This window comes from Herbivorax alkaliphila (assembly GCF_030848475.1).
GTDB lineage: Bacteria > Bacillota > Clostridia > Acetivibrionales > Acetivibrionaceae > Herbivorax.
This window is the reverse complement of the sequence record NZ_JAVDDS010000014.1, coordinates 26,230-49,471: the sequence shown is the minus strand read 5'-3', so window position 1 is coordinate 49,471 and position 23,242 is coordinate 26,230. Positions and strand designations below refer to the sequence as shown.

Sequence of the window (23,242 nt, the reverse complement as noted above, 5' to 3'; positions counted from 1 at the left end):
TTTATACTTTTAGTGCTTCTTTTTATCCTCTTTTGCCCATTCTCTAGAAACTTTAGGCTGTTTTTCTTGCTTATTTACATTAAGATAATCCGGCCTTTTTTCCTGCTTCCAGATAGGACTTCTTAAAAATTGATCTGCAATTCCATCACCTGTTCTAGGTCCAAAGGGTGCCATAAATGGTACGCCAAATGATTTTGCATTTACAAGCATTATTCCATGTAGAAAAATCCCCAAGGTTATTCCTAAAAATCCTGATAAAGCCGCCAAAATAATGTATAAAAATCGTAATATTCTAAAAGAAAAGGCAAGGGCGAAGCTGGGAACTGCAAAAGATCCTATTCCGGTAACAGCAACTACAATTATAAGTATAGGACTTACAATGTTTGCTGCAACTGCAGCCTGTCCTAAAATCAACGCTCCAATAATACCAAGAGTTGGACCTATTGGTCCTGGAATTCTAACACCGGCCTCACGAATAAGCTCAAATGCAAACTCCATCATAAGAATTTCCACTACAGATGGAAAAGGTACTGCTTCCCTAGATGCTTCAATTGCGATTAAAAGATCTGTGGGAATCATTTCATGATGATAATTGGTTACTGCAACATAAATTCCTGGTAAAAGCAAGGATAATATAACAGCAATAAGTCTTACAATTCTAAAAAGATTTGAATATGGAAATCTCACATATGCATCTTCGGGAGCGTGAAGCAAATCACTGTTAGTTATAGGCATTATAAGTGCAAATGGACTTCCATGCATAAGCACAACCAATTTTCCCTGGGTGATTAGACTTGAAGCCCTGTCAGGTCTTTCTGTTGCCAATATTTGAGGAGCTGGTAAAAATGTACTGTCCTCTAAAAGCTGCTCTAACTCTCCTGAATCCAAAATAAAGTCTATATTTATCTTTTCAAGCCTTCTTCTCGCCTCTTCAACTAAAGACTTATTTACAATATCATTAAGATATAAAAGAGAACATGGTGTTTTGCTCCTTTTACCAACCTCGAAATCCTCAACCATCAAGTTCTCATCTTTCAATGTTTTTCTTATAAGTGCCGTATTTACTCTCAAGCCTTCTGTAAACGCCTCTTGAGGACCCCTTATAACAATTTCTGATGTAGGTCTGTCCACTTGCCTTTGCATCCAACCCTTTACATCACATGCATATGCACTGTCTATTCCATCAATAAACAGTCCACCTCCACCAAAATTCACCTCATCTATAATGTCACTCATATTTTTGCTCATTTCCACCTGATTATGAGAAATCAGATGATTCCTTATATATTTTGCCAAGTCATCTGTATCACCTTCTACTTCAACATTTGAAAGAAGCATAAGTGGTTTTAAAACATGTGTATTTATCATTTCCGAGTCAGACATTCCATCAAATAAAATAAAAAATGCTGGCAGGTTTTTGTCTTTTATTACTATTTCAAACTTTTTTATTACAAGATCTCCATTATCAGGGTAATTATATTTCTTTTTAATGTACTCTAAATTCTCTTTAATATCCTTGCTTACTTTATCTGCTTTCTCAATCTTATTACTACTTTCTTTTTTAGATGAAAATATCTTATTTATTAATCCTTTTTTCTTGTGTTCTTTATCCCGACTCTTTGTATCATCATTAAGCTGTTTTCTCTCTTCCTCCGTTTCTTTTAAAATAAATGCCTCTTTTTCTTCGGGTTCTTTAAATACAACAATATCCCGCATTATTTTTTTAAATTTAGACAATCACTTCACTCCTTTTGGCTCATCTTTTATATAATAAAAAAACTATAAATGCTAAGAGTAACTATACATTTTACTAAAAGTATATGTATAATAATTTCTTTTTTAAGCTAATCATATTATGGTTTTATTGACATTGAAATATACAATTTTAAATTATTAACCAATAAAATTTTATATATTTACATCTGAAAAAAAATGTGCTATAATTATTAGTCGTTATCGGGGTGTAGCTCAGCTTGGTACGAGTGCTTGCTTGGGGTGCAAGAGGTCGCTGGTTCAAATCCAGTCACTCCGACCAAAAAAGGGTCAGGTTTGAATTATTTAAATAATTCAAACCTGACCCTTTTTGATCTTCACTTAAAAACTCTATATAAAAACCATTATGCCTAATATAATTAGAATTAGTATTACTGCAATATAAATACAACATCCACCCATTGCTTTCCCAACTTTTCTTTGTCTGCCCGACTTCGTCAATGGTATTCCTGTTTTTCTAGAAATATTCAATTTTGCCTTTGATACACCAGTAAGCCTTCTCCACGAAAAACCGCCTTTATTGGCCATATATTATTACAACTCCCTTCCATATGGGTAATATTTAATTCTTTATACATCTAAAAGAAATACCCCGCTGTTTCTAAATATTATTTTCAGTGTAACACACTATTATCATCTAAAGCTTTTAAAAACTCCCTTTGTAACTGTTTGTTATTCCCTAAACAATTACATGCACCACATTGAGTTTTAATATCTTTTATCAGTTCAGGATTTTTTAAAGATATTAAGCGAAAAGCTTCTCCAATGGCGTTACTCCCAATTCTTTTGTTTTGTGAAAGTACAAGTAATGAATGAAATACTTTTCTGTTTATGGCAAACTCACTATCCAATTTTGGTTTATTTACACCTTCTATTATTGATGACAAGGATTCATTAAATACGTTACCTATTGAATAAGCATGATTTCCACAGGTATATACAATTCCATTCCAGTCTATAAATAAATCTCTATGATATTTACCTCCATCATAAGCTTTATTAGTTGGAGTAAAATGATTACAACATATTTCAAATAGATTCTTTCCAGATTTGTTTTCTAAAACGTTATCACCAAGAGTCGATGCCTTTCCAACATTGGATATACCTAATCTTTTTAATAATATTTGACCTTCTTTGTTTTCATAAATACTGCTGTTAGATGTTAGTAGTTTTTTTAGCCCCACACCTGATTTGTTAATAACATCCTGTATAATATTATTTGTAGGTTTATGCCACATACCACTGGATGTAGCTGTTATTCTCAATTGATGTCCAATTGCATCTAATTTATGAATACTTCCAAAACCTTCTTTTAGAAAACTCCTTATGCTTTTTGCAACTAACTCTGAAGGTACACAGTTAGAAACTCTAGAATTTGGACTCTCAAGTGTATTGTGACTATTATCAACACTAAAGTAAACCCTCTCAAGACCAGCCTTCTTTAAAGACCTAACTATATCAGGTGTATCGATATCATATAAGCTAGCTTTCTTAAGTAGCTCTTTGTTAAGCTCTCTATAATTTCCATATGCACCTATCATGCCTCCATTTGTTACAATTGTAGGAATCATTCCCCTTTTAGTCGAGTATTCTATAAGCTTTAACAAGTTTTTGTACTCAATTAAAGGCTCTCCTCCTGTCCAATACGTCCCAACCATTCCGAGATTAGCTCCCTCATCTACAAGTTGCCGTATTTTCCCCTCAGAAAGTATCCTTTTGTTTTTATTTCCTGTTCTAGTTGTTTTGTTGAGACAAATTGCACAATCATTATTGCATTCAGGAGTTATTGATATTTTTAGTTGAGCTGTAGGACGAAACAATTCTGACATTATAATCACCTCATAGCACATTCATCATTGTGTATATTATAAATCCTTGCTCAAAATATATCAACTGCCTTTTGTCATCTGTGTACATTTTATTAAAATGAATGAAAAATTGGAATAAACATTGTTGAGCAAGTTTTAGAAGCTGCTAATAGCTTAAAATGATATTTTTATAACTTTAAAGTTCTTAATTTTATTTAATGAATAAAATTAAGAAAATATGTTGATAATTAAAATAGAAAAAACAGACTATTAAGGAGGATAAAAATATGTCAAGCGATGAGGCACCATCATTAAGCGAGCCTCGAAGATACAATAGAAAGTATTCAATTATTTATAGAATATTTATGTATCTTTTATTTGCAGTTATAATTGTTTTGGCAGTAATTAATTTAAATATATATAGTTGGTATAACCAAACCAAAGAAAATTATCAAGATGCTTTTTTAAGGGCAGAAAATGCATCTTATGAAAATAGCAACTTGATAGCTCAAAATGAAAATTTAAAAACAGAATATGAACTTTTAAAAAATCAATACAGTAAAATATTAAATCAAAATGAAGAAATATTAGAAAAGATAGAACAATTAAAAAATAAAAACAAGGAATTAGAATCAACTAATAAAGAACTTGTTGAAGATAATATAGAACTTCAAAACTCACTAAAAACAGCTGCATCAATTGGTATCAAGCCCCAAAGCTACACAAGTTTTGAAGGAATAAGCACAAGGGATACCATAGAAAAAGGCGAATATATAGGAAAATTTCTTGGTACTTTTTATACCCCAAGTGCAGTAGAGTGTGGCAATGACAAAGGTATTACTAGATCAGGACATCCTATAATCCCTGGAATATCTATTGCAATTGATAAAGAATATTGGCCATTTGGAACAATTTTTTATATCAAAGGACTGGGATATGCAGTGGCTATGGATACCGGCAGTGCTATTAAAGGAAAGTACAGGTTTGACTTTGCCGTATTTGACAGAAACTTTGCAAATCAACTGGGAAAAGATTATTGGGACGTTTACTTAGTCAAGCTAGGAGATGGTAATGTAAACGATATTTCTCTTTAGTTTTGTTCACCGTATTCTAAGGCTTCACCTATAAGGTGGAGCCTCACTCTTTTTTAATAGTATAAAAAATCTCAGAGCATCGAAATGTTTCAATATTAAGTCCTTCTCTTTGTTCTAAGACTTTTGATTAAAACTTATTTCTTTCTTTCCAAAAACAACATTTTTTATATTTTTTGCCACTTCCACAGGGACAAAGTGAGTTTAACTCCTCCTTGCTATCTTTAACAAAGGGTATATTAATCAACTTATCATAATATTTATCTTTTTTTAATTCATATTCATCAATTTCTTCATCTTCTAAATAATATATTCCTTCATCTTCAAACCAGTCATCATCGTCATAGTATTCATCATCAAATTTAAATCCACCAACCCACTCTTCTAACGAAAACACATCTTCTTTATCAATAAAAAAATAGCTTTCATTTTCCTTAAGTTCTCTTAGCACATCTTTAGAAGATCTTTTTGCATTGTTTTCTAATAAAAGCCAATCAACTAAAAAAGAATCTATTTTCCCATCTTTAGTTGCCTGCTCAATATCATCAATAAGCCCTTTTGGATGAATTAACGAACAACACGTAGGAAGGAATTCCCATATATAAGTATAATCTTTTTCAAGTTTTCCGTTCATAAGTTCTTTGAAATAAAATACCAGTTCTTCTCTTTTTAATTCTCCTTCACTTAACAATACCAGAAGTGCCTCTAATGCCTCACACCTAACAAACTCATCAATTAAAGAGTTTTCAATAATTTTTTTTAATGGATTTATGTCCCCATCACATACTGATGCCAAAATATTTTTCAAATTATCTGTTACCGTATCTCCAAGTAATCCATAAATAACTTCATCTCTAAAGCCCAAAAACTGTATAATTTCTCTATATGCTCTATTTTCACGAAAATACGCAAGTAAGTAAATAGCAGGAAAATGAATTAAGTATTTGTTATCTTTAAAAAGACTTTCAGCATTATTAACAGTATATTCTAGTATTTCAAGAAGCTCCGGTATAGCTTCTTCTTTATTTTCTAACGCATATTTCACCTGTTCAGAAGGATAATGGTCATCAAATCTTTCATATCCTTTGAATATTTTTAATCTCATATTTGCATCTCCCTTTAATATATTACACAATTCTAACATAATAATGGCTAAGAAATACTATCCTATTCTCATCGTCCAAAACCCGTTAAACCGTCGGGATTTTGTCCTTGAGAATACTAAGTTATTTCTAAGGCATTGCCTAGCAATGGCTAAGAAATACTATCCGATTCTCATCGTCCAAAACCCGTTAAACCATCGGGATTTTGTCCTTGAGAATACTAAGTTATTTCTAAGGCATTGCTTTATTAGAATATTTACTTTTAAAACTCTCTCTAAGAAATATTTTATATTATACCGTCGACAATAACAACTTAAAATTATGTTTTATTTCTGTTTTTTATAAGTATCTATTATACCAATAGCTCCTTTATATAAATTATGGTCAATCTTTGATTTCATTAATTCTATAAAAGAGAAAAATCCTACAATATGAATATGCATTTTTATTTTCGTATTAGCATCTTCTATTATTAATTCCTGAGTTCCTTTATTAAAAGTTACTCTTCTTATTTCTTCCCACATAATTTCTTTTTCTTGTCTTATTATGTTATAATGAGTTATCTTGTCTTCATCTGCAAAAACTTGAACGTTTATTGACAATAAAAAAAGAAATATACCCATTACCAACAAAAACATTGAAAATCCAATGGTAACTTTAATATCCCTTTCTATTCCAACTATCCCCAAAGCCGAAGTTGTCATAATTGCTATTGAAACTAAAATACCACTAAATCCGATTACGCCATAAATCCTACTCATTTTTAAAACTATAGCTCCATCTTTAATAACAGCTTTTTTTTCAGTACCTAACATTAAATACTTCAGTATTAACAAAATTACTGCAACTATTAACATTCCCACACTAATACGGTTCATTAAATTCCTCCATTTCATGTTCAAACTCAATTAAGTAATATCTAGGAAATAACATCCTATTATTATCATCCAAAACCCATTAAATCATAAGGATTTTTCCCTTGAAAATAAGACGTATTTCTAAAGCATTCCTACATTATTAAAATATTCTCAAACAATTCTATCACACTAACATTAATTGAACAATAAAAATTATTATTTATCGTTCTATTGTATCATTAAATGCTAAATAAGTGAACTCTAAGAAAACAAAGAGAAAACTTTCCCAACTTTAATTGCAGCTACCTATTCAATATGATATAATTATTCGATAGTAGGGCAAGATATATAATAAAAGTAAAACCGTTTAGCTAAAGTTAAACATTATATCTTGTGATTGGGACTTTAAACCACATAAAATCAAAGTATCTTTATGGCAGTCTTAAATGCAGGATAAAACTGCTTTTCTTTTATCTAAACGTTATATATGTTTTTATATATAAATTATTATCATAAATTTATGTTTGCTATTATATAAAAATTTATGGGGTTGAAAGGATGTTTTATAATGGAAAAACAATGCACTAAAAGAGAAATAGCTCTTAAAAGAGCAGAAGAATTAAAAAATCGTATTAAAGATTATAATGATGTAAAAGACACCATCCCACGTGGTATGTCTTCCACTCAAGAAGAAAAAATATCAGAAAAAAGAAAGCAAATTTCATCTCTTCTAAATGCAACTGAAAACGATTGGAATGATTGGAAATGGCAAATTAAAAACAGAATTCACAGTATTGATTTGCTTTCAAAAATCATTGAGCTAGATAATGATGAAATTCAAACAATTAAAAAAATTGAGGAAAAATTTAGATGGGGAATATCACCATATTATGCTTCACTAATAGATGATGACCCATTTAATCCAGTTAAGTTGCAGTCAATTCCTTCACATCATGAATTACATGAGGAAGGAGATTCTGATCCTATGGGTGAAGAGTACACCAATCCTGCTGGCTCTATCACAAGAAGATATCCTGACAGGCTAATAATTAATACAAGCAATATTTGTGCTATGTATTGCAGACATTGTCAAAGAAGAAGAAATATTGGTACTTCAGATAATCATACTGCAACGGAATTACTTAAAGAATCAATTGAATATGTCAGGAAAAATCCTGAAATCAGGGATGTCTTGATAACAGGTGGAGATCCTCTTACAATGTCTGATTCTACAATTGACTGGCTTTTAGGTGAACTTCACTCAATTCCTTCAGTTGAATATATTAGATTGGGTTCAAGAACTTTAGTTACAATGCCTCAAAGAATTACAGATGATTTAATTAATATTCTAAAAAAATATCCACCTATTTTCTTGAATACTCATTTTAATCATCCTCTTGAATTGACTAAAGAATCAAAAGCAGCTTGTGATAAACTTGCTGACAATGGAATTGTTTTGGGAAATCAAGCTGTTTTATTAAATGGCATAAACAACGATAAATATGTTATGCGTCTTTTAAATCATGAACTGTTAAAATGTAGAGTTAGACCATATTATATTTTTCATGCAAAACATGTTTCTGGAACCACACATTTTAACACTTCAATTGATGATGGTATTGAAATAGTTGAATACTTGAGAGGTTATACCTCAGGACTTGCTATACCAACTTATATCGTAAACGCACCAGGTGGAAATGGCAAAACTCCAATTTCACCTCAATATGTGGTTTCAAGAGGAAAAGACCATGTAAAAATTAGAACGTGGGAAGGAAAAGTTTTTGATTATCCAAATCATCCCACAAAAAACATTAAAGAATAAACTAGCTTAGCTAAAGCTAAACATCTAATCTTCAGGTAGATTATAATCTCCACCTGCGGATTATAAGACTCCACCTTATATAAGGTGGAGTCTTATAATAAGAAAGACTTAAAACTTTAACCTAAAACTTTAAGTACATGTTTATTTACCTATAACAAGATAAATTAAAAATAGTCTATCTAACGATTCTTGTTTCCAGTTATCAGTCTATACACTATATATATAGCAATAATCACAATTGCAGGTGGTATAAGAAAAGCAAGTATACTTCCAACTACCCTTATAGCAAAGACTGCCAATGTAATTGCACCTATTATAACCAAAATACTTTTTAATAATCCATCATTCATCTTCAATTCACCCCTTAAATAAATGTTCTTAATTAATTATACGATAAAAATTAATAAATGTCTTAAAATAATTAATTTAATTTAAAATAATTTTAATTTTACAGCAAAAAAGCACCTTTAAGCATAAGGTACTTTTCATCTATCTTGCATTTAATGTTTTGCACTTATGTATAATTTTTATAAAAATAATACACTCTATAAAATAATAAAAACAAATTTTACCATTTTAATTAAAACTTTAAATCTAATTGTTTTTAGCCACAATAAATACCAGTCTATCTTATACAACTTATAATTACAGAGAAATTCCTACAGAGTTTATTAAATAATTAAGTTTTTCTCTGTCAAGATTTTTTCTAAGCTCAACACCTTTTAAACTTAGAAGTCCTACAGGGTATACCGGAACTTTAAATATAGAAAACAAATATTGATCTAAACCATTTAGCTGTGAACCTCCACCGATAATAAAAATCTTAGATATTTGAGAACCATAACACCTCTCAATATAAAATTCAAAACACTTAACAATCTGCATCACAAGTCTTTCTATAAAACTACTTACTTTACCATAAGCTACAACATGGTCTCTTTTAGAAAGACTATTAGGCTGAGTCATACCATAAGTTTTCTTTAATCTTTCCGCTTCTTGAAGACTTATATTCATTTCATTGGATATGTGATTGTCTATATTTGAACTTCCAGACAAAATAACCTTGTTAAACTCTAAAACTCTGTCCTTTAAAAAATTAACAATTGTTGTTTCTGAACCAAAGTCCAATACTGCATAAGTATCACTTTGAACATTTTTATGTTTCCTTTTTGAGTAATACTCATCCATATCCTTTGTATAAATATCTCTGTTAAAAAACTTGGCAGTACTATTTGCCGGTATATCAACTGCTAAAGGTTTTAAATCTAAACCTTGCAAAACGTCTATATAACTCTCTAAAATTTTACGTGGAACTGCAGTAACAAAAACCTTATATATTTCTCGATTTTTATCTGTAACAGTTTGAAGCAGTTTGTAATCCACTCTGTAATTATCGATATCAACTGGAAGGAAATTAGGCATGCTATTTTTTATGGTAAAGTCTTCACTTTCACCTTCTGCCTTGTCAATCATGTAAATTCGGGTAATTATATTAGTACCGGACATAATTATTTTGGCATTTTTAGCTTTCATACCTTCCTCTTTAATAACAGCTTTAATAACTCTTAAAACTCTCTCAACATCATATATTGCACCGTTTTTAATGCAATCTGGAGGAGTTGAAACTATTCCGTAATTCTCAATAAAAATATTATTATTTTTCCTTACCGAAACTTCAACTACCTTTATGTTCCTATACCCTACATCAATGCATACCATTGAAGTTTTTCTAAATAATAAATCCAAAAACATTTACATATCCCCCTTAAGTGCAAAACATCTATGTTAAAAACATAAACTGTATATAATTATACGCTATATTAACACAGGGCACAACACATTTATTATATAAGTTATATTTTTTTTATATAATATAGATATGCCACTTTACAATAAACTTGTATACTTTTTTAATTATAGCATATAAATTATCATAATTCCAGCATATTTACTTTTCATATAAATATATTTTTGTTCATTAAATAAGTTTAATCTGTAGCATACTGAAAATTTAGCTATAAATGTCTTTTTAATTTTTTGAAAATATTTCTTAAAACTTAACGTAAATTTAATTTTTTATAACTTTGCAAAATTTAATTTAAACGTTATTAATACTTTCGGAAATTTCCCTCAAAAACTTTAATGTCATTTTTATTTCTTCAAAATTATTAAAACATCCAACACTCAATCTTACTGTACCTGTATTTATTGTTTTTAATGTATTATGTGCTAAGGGAGAACAATGAAGTCCTGCACGAGAAGCTACATTATAAACTTTATCCAATACATAACTTACTTCAGTAGACTCTACACCATCAAAATTAAATGCAATACTTCCTGAGTTTTTTAAAATATCAGACTTACTATATAATTTTACATTTTTTAATTCTGCTAATTCTTCATAAATGATTTTTACAAGTCTATGTTTAGATTTATTAATATTTTCAATCCCTATGCTGTTAATAAACTCAATTCCACACCCTAACCCTACTATACCTGGGGTATTAAGTGTTCCACTTTCAAGTATATCTGGAAATATTTCAGGTTGCATAAAGCTTTCTGAACTGCTACCTGTTCCCCCAGTCATCATAGGAGTTATTTTTATTCCCTCTTTAACATAAAGTGCCCCTGTTCCCTGAGGACCTAAAAGACCTTTGTGACCTGGAAATGCCATCATATCAATATTTAATTTATTTACATCAATTTTTATACATCCAGCTCCCTGTGAAGCATCAACTAAAAATAAAATACCTTTTTCCTTTGCAATAGTTCCCATTTCTTTAACTGGCATTATTATTCCATTTACATTTGATGATAAAGTACTTACAATAAGCTTTGTATTTTCTTTTAATGATTTCTTAATGTCTTCTGCATCTATTTCACCAAATTCATTTCCCTTTACAATTGACAATTGTATATTTTTATCTTTTTCCATTGATTTCAAAGGCCTGATTACAGAATTATGCTCCATACATGTAATTATAACATGGTCTCCTTCTTTTAATACGCCTTTTATTGCAATATTAATTGCTTCTGTTGCATTTTTAGTAAACACAATCTGCATTGGATTTTTTATGTTAAAAAAATCTGCAACGATCTGTCTGGTCTTTAAAATGGCTCTTCCAGAATCAAGAGCCATTTTATGTCCGCCTCTTCCAGGATTTGCACAATATTTTTTCATACATGATAACATTTTTTCATAAACACTTTTAGGTTTCGGATATGAAGTTGCAGCATTATCAAGATAAATCATAATTACTCACCTCAATGAATTTTTGAATTCAAACCTTTGATACTTTCTTACAATGTTTTTAAGTATACTTCTTATTTTTCTGTTTTCACACTTTTAAGTATGCAGGAAGTTGTATTCCTGTCTTTTCTGATGCATAAATAGCAGCATCAATATCAATCATGTTTTTATTATTATAAATTTTATAATCTGACTTGTATTTTTCTGGCGTACTAATAAGCATGATAGTATTTGCTCCAGCTTTTAATGCTTGCACTTGGGCATGTTTGTCTAAAGATGCTAAAGCTGTGGTTGATGGTATATATACTTTTTTGCATACAATTCTTGTAACAGCTATAGTTCTTAAAGTCAAGTTCACATCACCATGAGGTATATTTTCAAAAGGAGTACCTCTAGCTGGAATAAACGGTCCTATTCCTATCATATTTATACCCATTTCTTTAAAATACAGTATGTCATTTGCAATATCTTGTATGGTTTGATCTGGAATACCAATAATATTGCCAGAACCATTTATGTATCCTAATTCTTTTAACCACTTAGAACATTTTAATCTTAAATCAAAATTTCCATCTGGATGAATTAATTCGAAAAGTTTTCTGTTTGTTGTTTCAATTTTTAATAGAAAGTTGTCTGCACCAGCCTTTTTTAAATTTTTATAATCTTTAAAAGACTTTTCTCCAACACTTAAAGTTATTCTCATTCTTGTCTTTTCTTTTATGTTTTTAACAAGCTCTGTAAGCCTTCTTATACCCCAACCATAATCTTCTCCTGATTGAAGTATAATTGTTCTCATACCTATTTTATCCAAGTATTTGACAACTTCCATTATCTCCTTTTCATTCATTCTATATCTTTTAATTTTATTTTGTGAATTTATCCCACAATACTTACACTTTTTTCTACAATAGTTTGAAAATTCTATAGCACCTCTTATTTCTATTACATTTCCCACCGTTTCTTTTCTTATTTTATCTGCTGCAGCATAAATCCCATCAATTTCTTTTTTATTTTTGGTTGAAAGGAGATATATAATTTCTTCCTCTAAAAAATTTTCTCCGTTTTCAATCTTTTTTAAAATATTTAAAAAGGTCTTCGTTACTGATAGTCCAAGCTTTTTATCAATAAGCCCTTGAAGCTTCATTTTTTTATCCTCATATATATTTATTATTTCAATCTTATTTTTAGTAATTAAACTTTTTGATTTTTCAAGATAATCTCCATTTACCTTTATAGCTACAGCACATACTGTACCTGATTCTGGTGGTGCTGGAACTAAATCTGTTTGTATCCCCTCTTTTTTTAAGAGTTTATTTATTAAAAGCATTTGTGCACTGTTTTGTGCTAGTATTAAATAAAACTTTTCTTTCATTTCTTCATATCCTTTCAATTTTTCTATAAAATATAATATTCATAACTAACTAATAAAAATTCTGACTGCTTAGCTTCTCTAGCTTTTAAATTTCTTATTTTATTCTAAAACTTAAAAAAACTCCTCAAAACTTTAAAAATAAGTCTCGAAGAGTTTTTTTACAAAGAGTTTTATTTAAAAATAATCTAAAGCAACTTAAACATAATAGCAACTTCTTTTAAAAATTTAAACACTCTCTTCCCCTTCGATAAGACTAATCCGTTTCGTCAGGTAAATTTGAATATTAAAATGTAAAACCATACTATTAAATTTTCTTACCTAATGGGTAATGGCAACCTTTGCTTTTACACCACTAATGTTTCCTAATTTCCCAGCTAATGCACCAATTTGGTCATTAGATCCATCAACAATAATAGAAATAACTGATATCCCCTTCTCTTTATATGGAAGTCCCATTCTGCCTACAATTATATCTGCGAAATCACTTAATATATCATTTAACTTTTTAGAAGTTTCTTCACGATTATTAACTACAATTCCTAAAATAGCAACTCTATTATTATCCTTATTCATAATCAAACCTCTTTAATTCTTAAATTATGCCCTCATTATACCATAAAATAAATCGTGAAGACATATAATCAAAGAAAAATCATTTAAAATTATTTTTTTTTATTTTTATTCTAGAAAAATAATAATTTATATAATATACTTATACCTATAATACACTTTCAAGGGAGGCAACAATGAAAAAAAAGAGCTTTGAATTTATAATTGTCATACTATGTTTAATAGTCTGGATTATTTTAAATGAAAGTATCTCTATTTCAAGTATAATTCTTGGAATTATATTTGGCATACTGTCTCTATTTATTGTTGAAAAACTCCTTGTTTCTAATTACCATGAAATAGCTCGCAACTTAAAATTAAAAATAATTTTCAAATATCTTAGTTATCTTATTTTTCAAATATATATTTCTGGTTTTTCTGCCATAAGTATGATTGTTTTAGGTAAAACTAATGTAGGTATAGTAGAAATAACAACAGAGCTTAAAGATGATATGACAATTTCCATACTTGCTAATTCCATAACTTTGACACCTGGTACAGTAACACTTAGTAAATCTGGCAACAAATTAAAGATTCTTTGGCTAAATAAGATTACTTCTGATAGTGAAAAAGCAGGTAAACTTATAAAAAAAGATTTTGAAAAAATATTATCTGGAGGGTAAAATTTGTTTATAAATTATGCATTAATATCTCTTGTTGTTTTAGCAATAGCAGGTTTTTTAAGAATAGTTTTAGGACCTACAATATGGGATAGGCTTTTAGGTTTTAATATTTTTTCAGCAAAAATCATAATGCTGATTGTTTTGTATTCTGTTTTAATGAATAAAACTTATTTATTAGATATAGCAATAGTTTATGCCCTGTTAGGGTTTATAGGCATTATCCTTTTTTCACGATTTATTCAATGGAGGGGCAAAATATGAGTATGCTAAATTTATTAGGTAATATATTAATAGTGTTCGGCATAATATTATCTGCCTTTGGTGTATACGGCATATTTAGATTTAATGACTTTTACTCTAGAGTTCTAATTTCCTCTAAGGTTGATACAGTTGGGTTTATGACTATAATGCTCGGGGTAATTTTAAAAAATGGATTTAACTTTTTCTCCTTTAAAGTATTGCTAATAGTTATAATTGCCGTTATAACTACCCCCTTGGCCACTCATGCTATTGCACGTTCTGCTTATATTAGTGGGTATAAAATAAAGAAGGAGGATGACTAGTATGCTGCTAAATGTATTTCTTGTACTTATGGTATTGTTCGCTGTCTTTTCTGTTCAATCTGACAGCCTTAGAAGAGCTGTAATATATTTAGGAATATTCTCGCTGGTAAGTTCCTTTTGCTACCTTTTATATGGCTCTCCAGACGTTGCAATTGCTCAAGCTGTTATAGGGAGTACTCTCTCAACCATTCTCTATCTTGTGGCCTTAAAAAAATATAAAATATTTACAATATACTATACTTCTAATGAAAAATCAGCTACAAAAAAATATGTGATAGAAAGCTCCGGGAAAAAAGTAATTGATATGCTAGAAAAATTTTGTTATGAAAAAGAACTTGAGCCTGAAGTTGTTCACAGTACAGAAAAGGTTAAAAATATTGAATCAAAATACGAATATGATATAATAATATACCATAAAAATAAGGATATTTGTGTGTTTAGTAAAAAAGACAGCTATCTGGTGGATTCAATGAAAAAATATCTTACTAGTAAGCTGGACAATAATCTTAGTATTGTATATGTAAAAAACTTATTTTAAAGGAGCTGATATCTAGTGCGTAGAAAATTTATATTTATGTTTATATTTATCATCTCATTAGTTTTTTTTATAATATACAAAGAATCTGTTGAGGTGTTTCCAAATGAAGTATCTCAATATATAACACATAATTTTATAGAGGACACAGGAGCTAAAAATGCTGTAACTTCGATATACTTAAATTATAGAGTATATGATACAATATTTGAAACGCTTACCCTCATAGTTAGTGTTATAGGAGTAATTCATTTTTCTAAACACGAAGGAGAGTTATAACAATGAACAAAAACTCTGAAATAATTACAAATACAGTAGCACTTATTTATCCATTTATAATTTTATTTGGATTTTATATAATTTTAAATGGACATATTACTCCTGGAGGCGGATTTCAAGGTGGTGCACTTTTATCTGCTGTATTCATAACCAAATATACAGGAATTTCCGAAGGTGACAAAAACCTTAATAGCTTTAAATTAGTTGAAAAATTGATGTTTATATTAATTATAATCATTCCTGTTGTATTTTTATTTGCAGGATTAAATAAAAGTTTTTCGTTTTTAAATGAATACTACTTAATATTAATGAATATTCTCATTGGAATTAAAGTTTGTTGTGGTCTTAGTATAATATTTTTTAGATTTGTCTTTTATGAAAGCAGGTGATTTTTTGCAGTATATTAACGGTGAAACAGCCAGCATAATTCTATTTTTTATAGGTCTATACGGGCTTATTGCCAGAAGAAATATTGTAAAAACTGTTATTTCAATTGGAATAATGGAAGCTGGTGTAATACTATTTTTTATATCCTTAAATTTTAAGGACGGAGCTCTGCCTCCAATTGGAGACACATCTCCTGAATTAATGGCAGATCCTCTTCCCCAAGCTCTCATGATAACAGCAATTGTCATAGGCGTTTCAGTCACTGCAGTAAGTTTGACAATGTTCATAACGCTTTATCACAAATTTGGAAGTACAAACTGGTTGAAAGTATATAAAAAAAGGATAGATGAAGCCAATGATTAATTTGTATTATTTTGTATTATCACCAATACTTATAGCAATTTTGATGTATATTTTCAATAATAAATATATGAAGACTCTTGCTATTGTTTTGCAATCCTGCTTCTTAGTTGCAACAACAATAAACTTTAGCTATGTAAAAAAACATGGTACAATAATAGAAAACTTAGGTGGTTGGCCTGACTTTGTAGGTATCTCACTTAAAATGGATCTTCTTTCAGCAGTTATGATAATGCTGTCAGCTTTTTTATTCCTTGCATTTTTAATATTCGACTACCCAAAAAAATATGTAAACAGACTCTTTGTACTTCTCTTTCTTATACTTCAATCTTTAATAACTGGAATTTTTCTTTCAAATGATCTTTTTAATATATTCGTTTTATTTGAAGTTTCAACAATAGTTGTATCTATATTAATAATGTTTAAAAAGGACAGCAAATCAGTTTATGATGGTATTGTCTACTTTCTTGTAAATACTGTTGCAATGACATTTTTTCTTTTTGGAACAGGCTTTTTATATAAAACCTTTGGGGTATTCGATTTTAATGGAATCAGTGAAGGTATCAAACTTATAGAAAATAACTCAACCCTATTTATACCTTATGCCTTAATGATAACTGCAGCCGGAATAAAAACTTCATTAATGCCCCTTTTCAGTTGGCTCCCTAAAGCACATGTAACTTCTATAGCCCCCCCTATAGTGTCAGCATTGTTATCCGGTCTCTATGTAAAAACCGGCATATATTTATTTGTACGATTACAGGAAATGTTTCATCCTGCAATAGACACCTCAGCCTTTTTTATGTTAATGGGCTTTTTAACAGGTGTTGTTGGCTTTTTACTGGCACTTTCTCAAACAGATATTAAACTGATGCTCGCTTACAGCACAATATCTCAGATAGGTCTTATAATGATTGGTTTAAATTATCCTGGCCAAGACGCTTACTGGGGATCTATGTACCACATAATAAACCATGCATTTTTTAAGTCCACGCTCTTTTTGATAGCAGGAATAATTGTTGATGAATACGGCACAAGAAATATAACTAAAATTAAAGGTGTTTTTAAAAGAATGCCATTTATTTCTATAGCTTCTTTTTTAGCTATTCTTGGAATTACAGGAGCTCCATTTTTTAATGGAAGCTTTTCTAAATATCTTATTAAAACTGCAGTAAGTGGAAGCCCTGTAGAATATGCTCTAATTATAATTAATCTTGGAACGGTAATATACTTTTTAAAATTTTTATCAATCTTTAAAGGAAATTCTGATAAACCACCTGCAAAAATAGATATTTACACAAGATTTATAACTACAATAATGGCTTTAATGTGTTTTATAGGTGGAATCTATGGGCAATTTTTTGTAAATTTTTTATTCAATCTTGAAACACAAATATCTTCAAGTTATTATTTGCAAAATATAATTCTATTCTTTTTAACTGTGACAGCAGGCTATCTTTTTCACAGATACCTTATTCCAAAACTAAAGTTCATTACAAAAATAAAAGAATTTGAATTGGATTTTAATAATATATGTCTTTCAATTACTTTATTCTTTTTTGCAACATTAATTTATCTGGTAATAAAAGGCTAGATTGGGTCATCACTAACTTTCAAGAAGTATATCTCTGTACTTTTGAAGTTTTTTTTCAATGTCCTCATCGATTTCAGGAAAATCGATGTCTAGCTCACCCATTATATCCACCATCACCTGTGAAATTAAAAATCTGGCAAACCACTTTTTATCAGAAGGTATAATATACCACGGGGCATGTTTTGTTGCTGTATTAGCTATTGCTTCCCGATAACAAAATTGATAGTCATCCCAAAATTCCCTCTCCTCTACATCTGATTCAGAGAACTTCCAATTCTTATGTTTTTTATCTATTCGAGAAAGCAATCTATTTTTTTGCTCATCTTTTGATATATGAAGGAAAAACTTCACAGGTATAATACCATTTTCTTTTAGATACCTTTCATAATCTCTTATCTGTCTATATCTCATTTGCCATAAATCTTTTCCAATAAGCTTTTCTGGTATCATTTGGTTTTTAACAATGTTATGAACCCTTGTAACTAAAACCTCTTCATAATATGACCTGTTAAATACTCCTATATGCCCACGCTCAGGTAATGTTTTATTATGTCTCCAGAGATAATCATGATTAAGTTCTTCTTCGGTAGGTTTTTTAAAACTGTAAACACTCACGCCTTGAGGATTAAGTCCTGTCATCACATGTCTTATGGCACCGTCCTTACCTGCTGTGTCCATAGCCTGAAATATTACAAGTATTGAATATTTACTGTGTGCATATAATTTATTTTGAAATTCCAGCATCTTTTTCTTGTTTTTATCCATAATTGATAACGCTTTTCCCTTTGACAAATCCCCTAAAAACACAGTATCAATTTGAGACAGGTCAAAACCATTTGGGTTGTTAAATCTAAAGCTTTTTATATCTACCATTAATAATCCTCCATATAATATCCCTACAAGAAAATTCCTACAAAAAAGCAATTGCACTAAAGCAACACAACTGCTTTTAATTATTTGCACTCATTTATAATATTATACTTAAAAATCAAATTTGTAATATAAAGAAATTTTAAATTTCTAATTATTGAGACTCTCTATAGCCTTTTTAATTACTTTTTCATCATCTATTGTACACTGAATTACTTCTCCTATTTTCTTTCTTGGAAGTATAAACTGAAGTTTATTTCCCTTGACTTTCTTATCATAAAACATTTGATTATATACTCTATCTACATCAATATTTTGAAGAGTAACAGGCAGACTTATTTTCTCTAGAGTCTTTTTAACTTTTTCAGTGCTTTTATCATCAATAATATCAAGATAATTTGCCACTTTAAAAGCTGCTATCATTCCTAAAGAAACACATTCCCCATGCAAGAATTCAAAACCCATAACTGTTTCAATTGCATGACCAATTGTATGTCCAAAATTAAGAATTGCCCTAAGGCCACTTTCTTTCTCATCTTTTTCAACAACATTTCCCTTAATTGAACAGTTTATCTTTACAATATACTGTAAAACCGATTCATCTAAATTTAAGATTTTTTCAGCATTATCATCAATATATTCATAAAACTCTTCATCTTTTATTATTCCATGTTTTACAACCTCAGCAAGTCCTGAGCAAAGTTCTCTTTTAGGTAGTGTTTTAAGTGAATTGACGTTAATATATACTAATTTGGGCTGATAAAATGAACCAATTATATTTTTATGTCCTTTAAAATCCACTCCAACCTTTCCTCCTACACTGCTGTCAGATTGAGAGAGAAGAGTTGTTGGTATTTGCACAAAATTGATTCCACGTAAAAAGGTAGAAGCTACAAACCCTGTAATGTCACCAACTACCCCTCCACCTAATGCTACAAGTGTAGCATTTCTATCAAGCTTAAGGTCAACTAAAAAATTGTAAATTTCCTTTATTGTATCAAGGTTTTTACTCTTTTCCCCTGCTTTAATTACAAATTTTTCAACATAAACATTAGATCGTCTAAGAGCATCTATGCACTCATTTGCCTGACATTTATCCACATTAGTATCTGTAATTAAAACCATTTTTCCTCTAAGATTTGCATTCTCAATGGCCTTTCCTATGTTATCATATCCAGTTGTTATATAAATTGGATAACTTCTTTGGTCTAAATCAATGTTTAATTTTATCACTTTTTAACACTCCACCTTTTTAATATATGATGTTAAACATCTAACATAGCCACTTTTTTTACAAGTGGCTATGTCACCATCAAATAAACTTATTCACTACTCAATTGCAGCTTTACACCTATCACAAATATCAGGATGCTCCTGATATTTACCAACTGTTTTACTAATCATCCAGCATCTTTCACATTTTTCCCCTTCTGCTTGAGAGACAACTACTTTAATACCTTTAAATTCATCATCTTCATATGCTTTTCCCTCTGGCTGCTCTGAATTTACAAGTTCAACATCAGATACAATAAAAATTGTAATTAAGTCTTTTTCAATTGATTTTAAGAAATCATAATTATCACTATCTGCATATATGGACACTTTAGCATTTAATGAGTGACCTATTAATTTTTCTGCCCTTGCTATCTCTAAAGCTTTAGAAACTACCTGACGCACCTGTGTTATTCTGTCCCACTTTTTCTCTAATTCACTATTATCATAATTTTTGTTTTGAGCCGAACAATAATTTAATTGTACACTCTCTGTATCATCTGAGTCTCTATGAGGCATAAACTGCCAAATTTCTTCACTTGTAAAGGCAAGTACAGGAGCAAGCATTTTTACAAGTGAGTCTAATATCTCATACATAACAGTCTGTGCAGCTCTTCTACCTAAAGAATCTGCTTTTGAAGTGTAAAGTCTATCTTTTATTATGTCAAGATAAAAGTTACTCATATCTATAACACAGAAATTGTGAATCGCATGAAACATTAAATGAAATTCATATTTACTATATGCATCATCAACTGATTTTATTAGTTTGTTAAGTTTCATCAATGCCCACTTATCAAGCTCATTTAATTTATCATATTCTACTATATCTTTATTTGGATCAAAGTCACTTATATTTCCAAGAATAAATCTACTTGTATTTCTAATTTTTCTATAAACTTCAGAAAGCTGCTTTAAGATGTCCTTTGAAATTCTAATATCATTTTTATAATCTGAAGATGCTACCCAAAGTCTTAAAATATCAGCTCCATAGCTTTTTATTACTTCCTCAGGATCAATTCCATTACCCAAAGACTTGGACATCTTTCTTCCTTCACCATCAACAACATATCCATGAGTTAAAACTGTCTTATATGGAGCTCTTCCTTTAGTTGCAACAGATGTAAGCAGTGAAGACTGGAACCACCCTCTATGCTGATCACTTCCTTCTAAATACATATCTGCTGGAAAACTTAAATCTTCGAATGTCTCTAAAACTGCTGCATGTGTGGAACCTGAGTCAAACCAAACATCCATTATATCCTGTTCTTTTTCAAACTCGCTCTCTCCACATTCACATTTAATACCTTCCGGTATAATATCCTTTGCATCAACCTCATACCAAGCATCTGAACCTTTTTCTTTAAAGAGTTTTACTATAGAGTCTATCGTCTGATCATTTATAAGTTCTTTTTTACAATGTGCACAGTAAAATATAGGTATTGGTACTCCCCATATCCTCTGTCTTGAAATACACCAATCTCCTCTATCTCTAACCATGGCTGTTATTCTGTCTTTTCCCCATTCAGGAACCCACTTTGCTGTATCTATAGCTTTAATTGCTTCATTTCTAAAACCCTCTACCGATGCAAACCACTGTTCAGTTGCTCTAAAAACTATTGGCTCTTTACATCTCCAGCAATGTGGATATTGGTGGTCTATTTTTTCTGAAGCCAAAAGATGACCTGTTTTATTTATATGTTCTAAAATCGCAGCATTTGACTTATCATAATAAAGTCCTGCAAACTGACCTGCTTCCTCAGTTAAATATCCTTTATCATCAACAGGCACAATCACAGAAATATCATCATACTTTTTACACACTTCAAAGTCCTCTGCACCATGACCTGGAGCTGTATGAACACAACCAGTACCTGCATCTAAAGTTACATGGTCACCTGTAATTATCAATGAGTCCCTTTCTAAGAAAGGATGCTCACATACAATTCCTTCTAGCTCTTCTCCTGTAAACCTTTTTACCACTTGATAGTCTTCTATTTCAGCTGCTTTCATAACGTTCTCTACCAATTCAGTTGCCACTATATAATATTCATTTTGAGATTTTACCACACTGTACTCAAATTCACCATTTAGACTTATAGCTAGGTTTCCAGGTAATGTCCAAGTAGTTGTAGTCCAGATTACAAAGTGAATATTATTCAAATTATCAGTTATTGATTTAAATTTTCCTTTATCGTCCTTAACATTAAATTTAACATATATAGATTGGCTGGTATCTTCTAGGTACTCTACTTCAGCTTCAGCAAGTGCTGTTCCACAATCTGTACACCAATAAACAGGTCTCAGACCTTTATAGATATGACCTTTTTTAGCCATTTCGCCAAATACTTCAATTTGTTTGGCTTCAAATTCTGGCTTTAATGTTATATAAGGATTATCCCAATCAGCTCTCACGCCAAGTCTTTTAAAAGCATTCCTTTGTACATCCAGATATTTTAACGCAAAATCTTTACATGCATTCCTGAATTTTACAGGTCCAACTTCATGCCTTTTTAATCCCAATTCCTTTATCGCCCTCTGCTCAATTGGAAGCCCATGAGTGTCCCATCCAGGAGTAAAAGGAGTTTTGTAACCTTTCATACTATAGTATTTTACAACTATATCTTTTAATATTTTGTTTAAAGAAGTTCCTAGATGAATCCCTCCATTTGCATACGGTGGACCATCATGTAAAATAAACTTGGGCTTTTGTGAATTTTTTTCAAGCTGTTTTTTATAAATATTCATCTCATCCCATTTTTTCAAAAACTCTGGCTCTCTGTTAGGAAGATTTCCTCTCATAGGAAATTTTGTTTTTGGCAAGTTTAGTGTCTTTCCATAATTAACTGACATATACATACCTCCATTATAATTAAACTCTGATTTTTTAACTTTTTTTTAAACTTTAAAAAGCTCTCATCCAACAAGGGACGAGAGCTCAACTCACGCGGTACCACCCACATTTATTTATTAATACATATAAATTAAAAACATCTATCTGTCCTTAATTACATCATGCCATCTAATTTAAATCCACTCAGGCAAAAATATTACATAAATCACTTAATTTAAAA

The 23,242-nt window shown here is 30.1% G+C and carries 23 protein-coding genes, 1 tRNA gene and 1 other annotated feature (1 of these 25 cut by a window edge); of the genes, 11 read left to right on the top strand and 13 right to left on the bottom strand.

Features of this window, described 5'->3' with window-relative positions; genetic code table 11:
- Positions 1 to 9 precede the first annotated feature (9 nt).
- Positions 10 to 1,737: a spore germination protein gene (locus tag RBH29_RS07035; protein ID WP_306696060.1), complete on the bottom strand. Its 1,728-nt coding sequence runs from the start codon at positions 1,735 to 1,737 to the stop codon at positions 10 to 12.
- 220 nt (positions 1,738 to 1,957) lie between these two features.
- On the opposite strand from RBH29_RS07035, the gene RBH29_RS07030 reads away from it, so the two are divergent.
- Positions 1,958 to 2,035 (top strand) — tRNA-Pro (locus RBH29_RS07030).
- A 68-nt stretch (positions 2,036 to 2,103) separates the two neighbouring features.
- Here RBH29_RS07030 and RBH29_RS07025 read toward each other — a convergent pair.
- The gene (locus tag RBH29_RS07025) at positions 2,104 to 2,301 is read right to left on the bottom strand and encodes a hypothetical protein (RefSeq protein WP_306696059.1); all 198 of its coding nucleotides are present in this window, start codon (positions 2,299 to 2,301) and stop codon (positions 2,104 to 2,106) included.
- 86 nt (positions 2,302 to 2,387) lie between these two features.
- Entirely contained in the window at positions 2,388 to 3,602 is a 1,215-nt protein-coding gene (locus RBH29_RS07020) for a radical SAM protein (RefSeq protein WP_306696058.1), read from the bottom strand.
- Positions 3,603 to 3,868: 266 nt separating this feature from the next.
- Here RBH29_RS07020 and RBH29_RS07015 point away from each other — a divergent pair, with 266 nt between their 5' ends.
- Positions 3,869 to 4,675 carry a 3D domain-containing protein gene (locus RBH29_RS07015; protein ID WP_306696057.1) on the top strand — a complete coding sequence of 269 codons (807 nt, stop codon included), beginning with the start codon at positions 3,869 to 3,871 and terminating at the stop codon, positions 4,673 to 4,675.
- A 127-nt stretch (positions 4,676 to 4,802) separates the two neighbouring features.
- Here the strand turns inward: RBH29_RS07015 and RBH29_RS07010 are convergent, their stop codons facing one another.
- Together RBH29_RS07010 and RBH29_RS07005 are read right to left on the bottom strand one after the other, a co-directional pair.
- Complete coding sequence (locus RBH29_RS07010) at positions 4,803 to 5,777, bottom strand: DUF1186 domain-containing protein (RefSeq protein WP_306696056.1); 975 nt, start codon at positions 5,775 to 5,777, stop codon at positions 4,803 to 4,805.
- A gap of 324 nt (positions 5,778 to 6,101) precedes the next feature.
- Positions 6,102 to 6,653 (bottom strand): hypothetical protein, encoded by a 552-nt coding sequence (locus tag RBH29_RS07005; protein ID WP_306696055.1) that lies wholly within the window; start codon positions 6,651 to 6,653, stop codon positions 6,102 to 6,104.
- Positions 6,654 to 7,200: 547 nt separating this feature from the next.
- Here RBH29_RS07005 and eam point away from each other — a divergent pair.
- Positions 7,201 to 8,454 carry a glutamate 2,3-aminomutase gene (gene eam / locus RBH29_RS07000; RefSeq protein WP_306696054.1) on the top strand — a complete coding sequence of 418 codons (1,254 nt, stop codon included), beginning with the start codon at positions 7,201 to 7,203 and terminating at the stop codon, positions 8,452 to 8,454.
- A gap of 179 nt (positions 8,455 to 8,633) precedes the next feature.
- Here the strand turns inward: eam and RBH29_RS06995 are convergent, their stop codons facing one another.
- From RBH29_RS06995 to RBH29_RS06975, 5 genes are all read right to left on the bottom strand, one after another.
- Positions 8,634 to 8,804 carry a hypothetical protein gene (locus RBH29_RS06995; RefSeq protein ID WP_306696053.1) on the bottom strand — a complete coding sequence of 57 codons (171 nt, stop codon included), beginning with the start codon at positions 8,802 to 8,804 and terminating at the stop codon, positions 8,634 to 8,636.
- Between the two features lie 295 nt (positions 8,805 to 9,099).
- Positions 9,100 to 10,206, bottom strand: a complete 1,107-nt coding sequence (gene pilM, locus RBH29_RS06990; RefSeq protein WP_306696052.1) for a pilus assembly protein PilM — start codon at positions 10,204 to 10,206, stop codon at positions 9,100 to 9,102.
- Between the two features lie 346 nt (positions 10,207 to 10,552).
- The gene (locus RBH29_RS06985; protein ID WP_306696051.1) at positions 10,553 to 11,707 is read right to left on the bottom strand and encodes an aminotransferase class V-fold PLP-dependent enzyme; all 1,155 of its coding nucleotides are present in this window, start codon (positions 11,705 to 11,707) and stop codon (positions 10,553 to 10,555) included.
- An 85-nt stretch (positions 11,708 to 11,792) separates the two neighbouring features.
- Complete coding sequence (gene hydE, locus RBH29_RS06980; RefSeq protein ID WP_306696050.1) at positions 11,793 to 13,076, bottom strand: [FeFe] hydrogenase H-cluster radical SAM maturase HydE; 1,284 nt, start codon at positions 13,074 to 13,076, stop codon at positions 11,793 to 11,795.
- Positions 13,077 to 13,394: 318 nt separating this feature from the next.
- Entirely contained in the window at positions 13,395 to 13,649 is a 255-nt protein-coding gene (locus tag RBH29_RS06975) for a TM1266 family iron-only hydrogenase system putative regulator (RefSeq protein WP_306696049.1), read from the bottom strand.
- 173 nt (positions 13,650 to 13,822) lie between these two features.
- On the opposite strand from RBH29_RS06975, the gene RBH29_RS06970 reads away from it, so the two are divergent.
- Genes RBH29_RS06970 through RBH29_RS06935 form a run of 8 tightly spaced genes read left to right on the top strand, consistent with a single transcriptional unit; the run spans position 13,823 to position 18,026 of the window.
- Positions 13,823 to 14,308: a Na+/H+ antiporter subunit E gene (locus tag RBH29_RS06970; RefSeq protein ID WP_306696048.1), complete on the top strand. Its 486-nt coding sequence runs from the start codon at positions 13,823 to 13,825 to the stop codon at positions 14,306 to 14,308.
- A gap of 3 nt (positions 14,309 to 14,311) precedes the next feature.
- Entirely contained in the window at positions 14,312 to 14,569 is a 258-nt protein-coding gene (locus RBH29_RS06965) for a monovalent cation/H+ antiporter complex subunit F (protein ID WP_306696047.1), read from the top strand.
- Positions 14,566 to 14,871, top strand: coding sequence for a monovalent cation/H(+) antiporter subunit G (mnhG, locus tag RBH29_RS06960; RefSeq protein ID WP_306696046.1), 306 nt, complete (start codon positions 14,566 to 14,568; stop codon positions 14,869 to 14,871). Before RBH29_RS06965 ends, mnhG begins: the two co-directional genes overlap by 4 nt.
- Position 14,872: 1 nt before the next feature.
- Positions 14,873 to 15,409, top strand: coding sequence for a Na(+)/H(+) antiporter subunit B (locus RBH29_RS06955; protein WP_306696045.1), 537 nt, complete (start codon positions 14,873 to 14,875; stop codon positions 15,407 to 15,409).
- Positions 15,410 to 15,424: 15 nt separating this feature from the next.
- Complete coding sequence (locus RBH29_RS06950) at positions 15,425 to 15,685, top strand: hypothetical protein (protein WP_306696044.1); 261 nt, start codon at positions 15,425 to 15,427, stop codon at positions 15,683 to 15,685.
- A gap of 2 nt (positions 15,686 to 15,687) precedes the next feature.
- Positions 15,688 to 16,074 carry an MnhB domain-containing protein gene (locus tag RBH29_RS06945; RefSeq protein WP_306696043.1) on the top strand — a complete coding sequence of 129 codons (387 nt, stop codon included), beginning with the start codon at positions 15,688 to 15,690 and terminating at the stop codon, positions 16,072 to 16,074.
- A gap of 4 nt (positions 16,075 to 16,078) precedes the next feature.
- Complete coding sequence (locus RBH29_RS06940) at positions 16,079 to 16,435, top strand: sodium:proton antiporter (RefSeq protein WP_306696042.1); 357 nt, start codon at positions 16,079 to 16,081, stop codon at positions 16,433 to 16,435.
- Entirely contained in the window at positions 16,428 to 18,026 is a 1,599-nt protein-coding gene (locus RBH29_RS06935; RefSeq protein ID WP_306696041.1) for a complex I subunit 5 family protein, read from the top strand. The genes RBH29_RS06940 and RBH29_RS06935 overlap by 8 nt, the downstream gene beginning before the upstream one ends.
- 12 nt (positions 18,027 to 18,038) lie before the next feature.
- Here the strand turns inward: RBH29_RS06935 and RBH29_RS06930 are convergent, their stop codons facing one another.
- The 3 genes from RBH29_RS06930 to ileS form a co-directional block, all read right to left on the bottom strand.
- Positions 18,039 to 18,899, bottom strand: a complete 861-nt coding sequence (locus RBH29_RS06930) for a polyphosphate kinase 2 family protein (protein ID WP_306696040.1) — start codon at positions 18,897 to 18,899, stop codon at positions 18,039 to 18,041.
- 147 nt (positions 18,900 to 19,046) lie between these two features.
- Positions 19,047 to 20,129: a 3-dehydroquinate synthase gene (gene aroB / locus RBH29_RS06925; RefSeq protein WP_306696039.1), complete on the bottom strand. Its 1,083-nt coding sequence runs from the start codon at positions 20,127 to 20,129 to the stop codon at positions 19,047 to 19,049.
- Positions 20,130 to 20,225: 96 nt separating this feature from the next.
- Positions 20,226 to 23,021: an isoleucine--tRNA ligase gene (gene ileS / locus RBH29_RS06920; protein WP_306696038.1), complete on the bottom strand. Its 2,796-nt coding sequence runs from the start codon at positions 23,019 to 23,021 to the stop codon at positions 20,226 to 20,228.
- Between the two features lie 70 nt (positions 23,022 to 23,091).
- Positions 23,092 to 23,242, bottom strand: a binding site (T-box leader) (it continues 154 nt past the right edge of the window).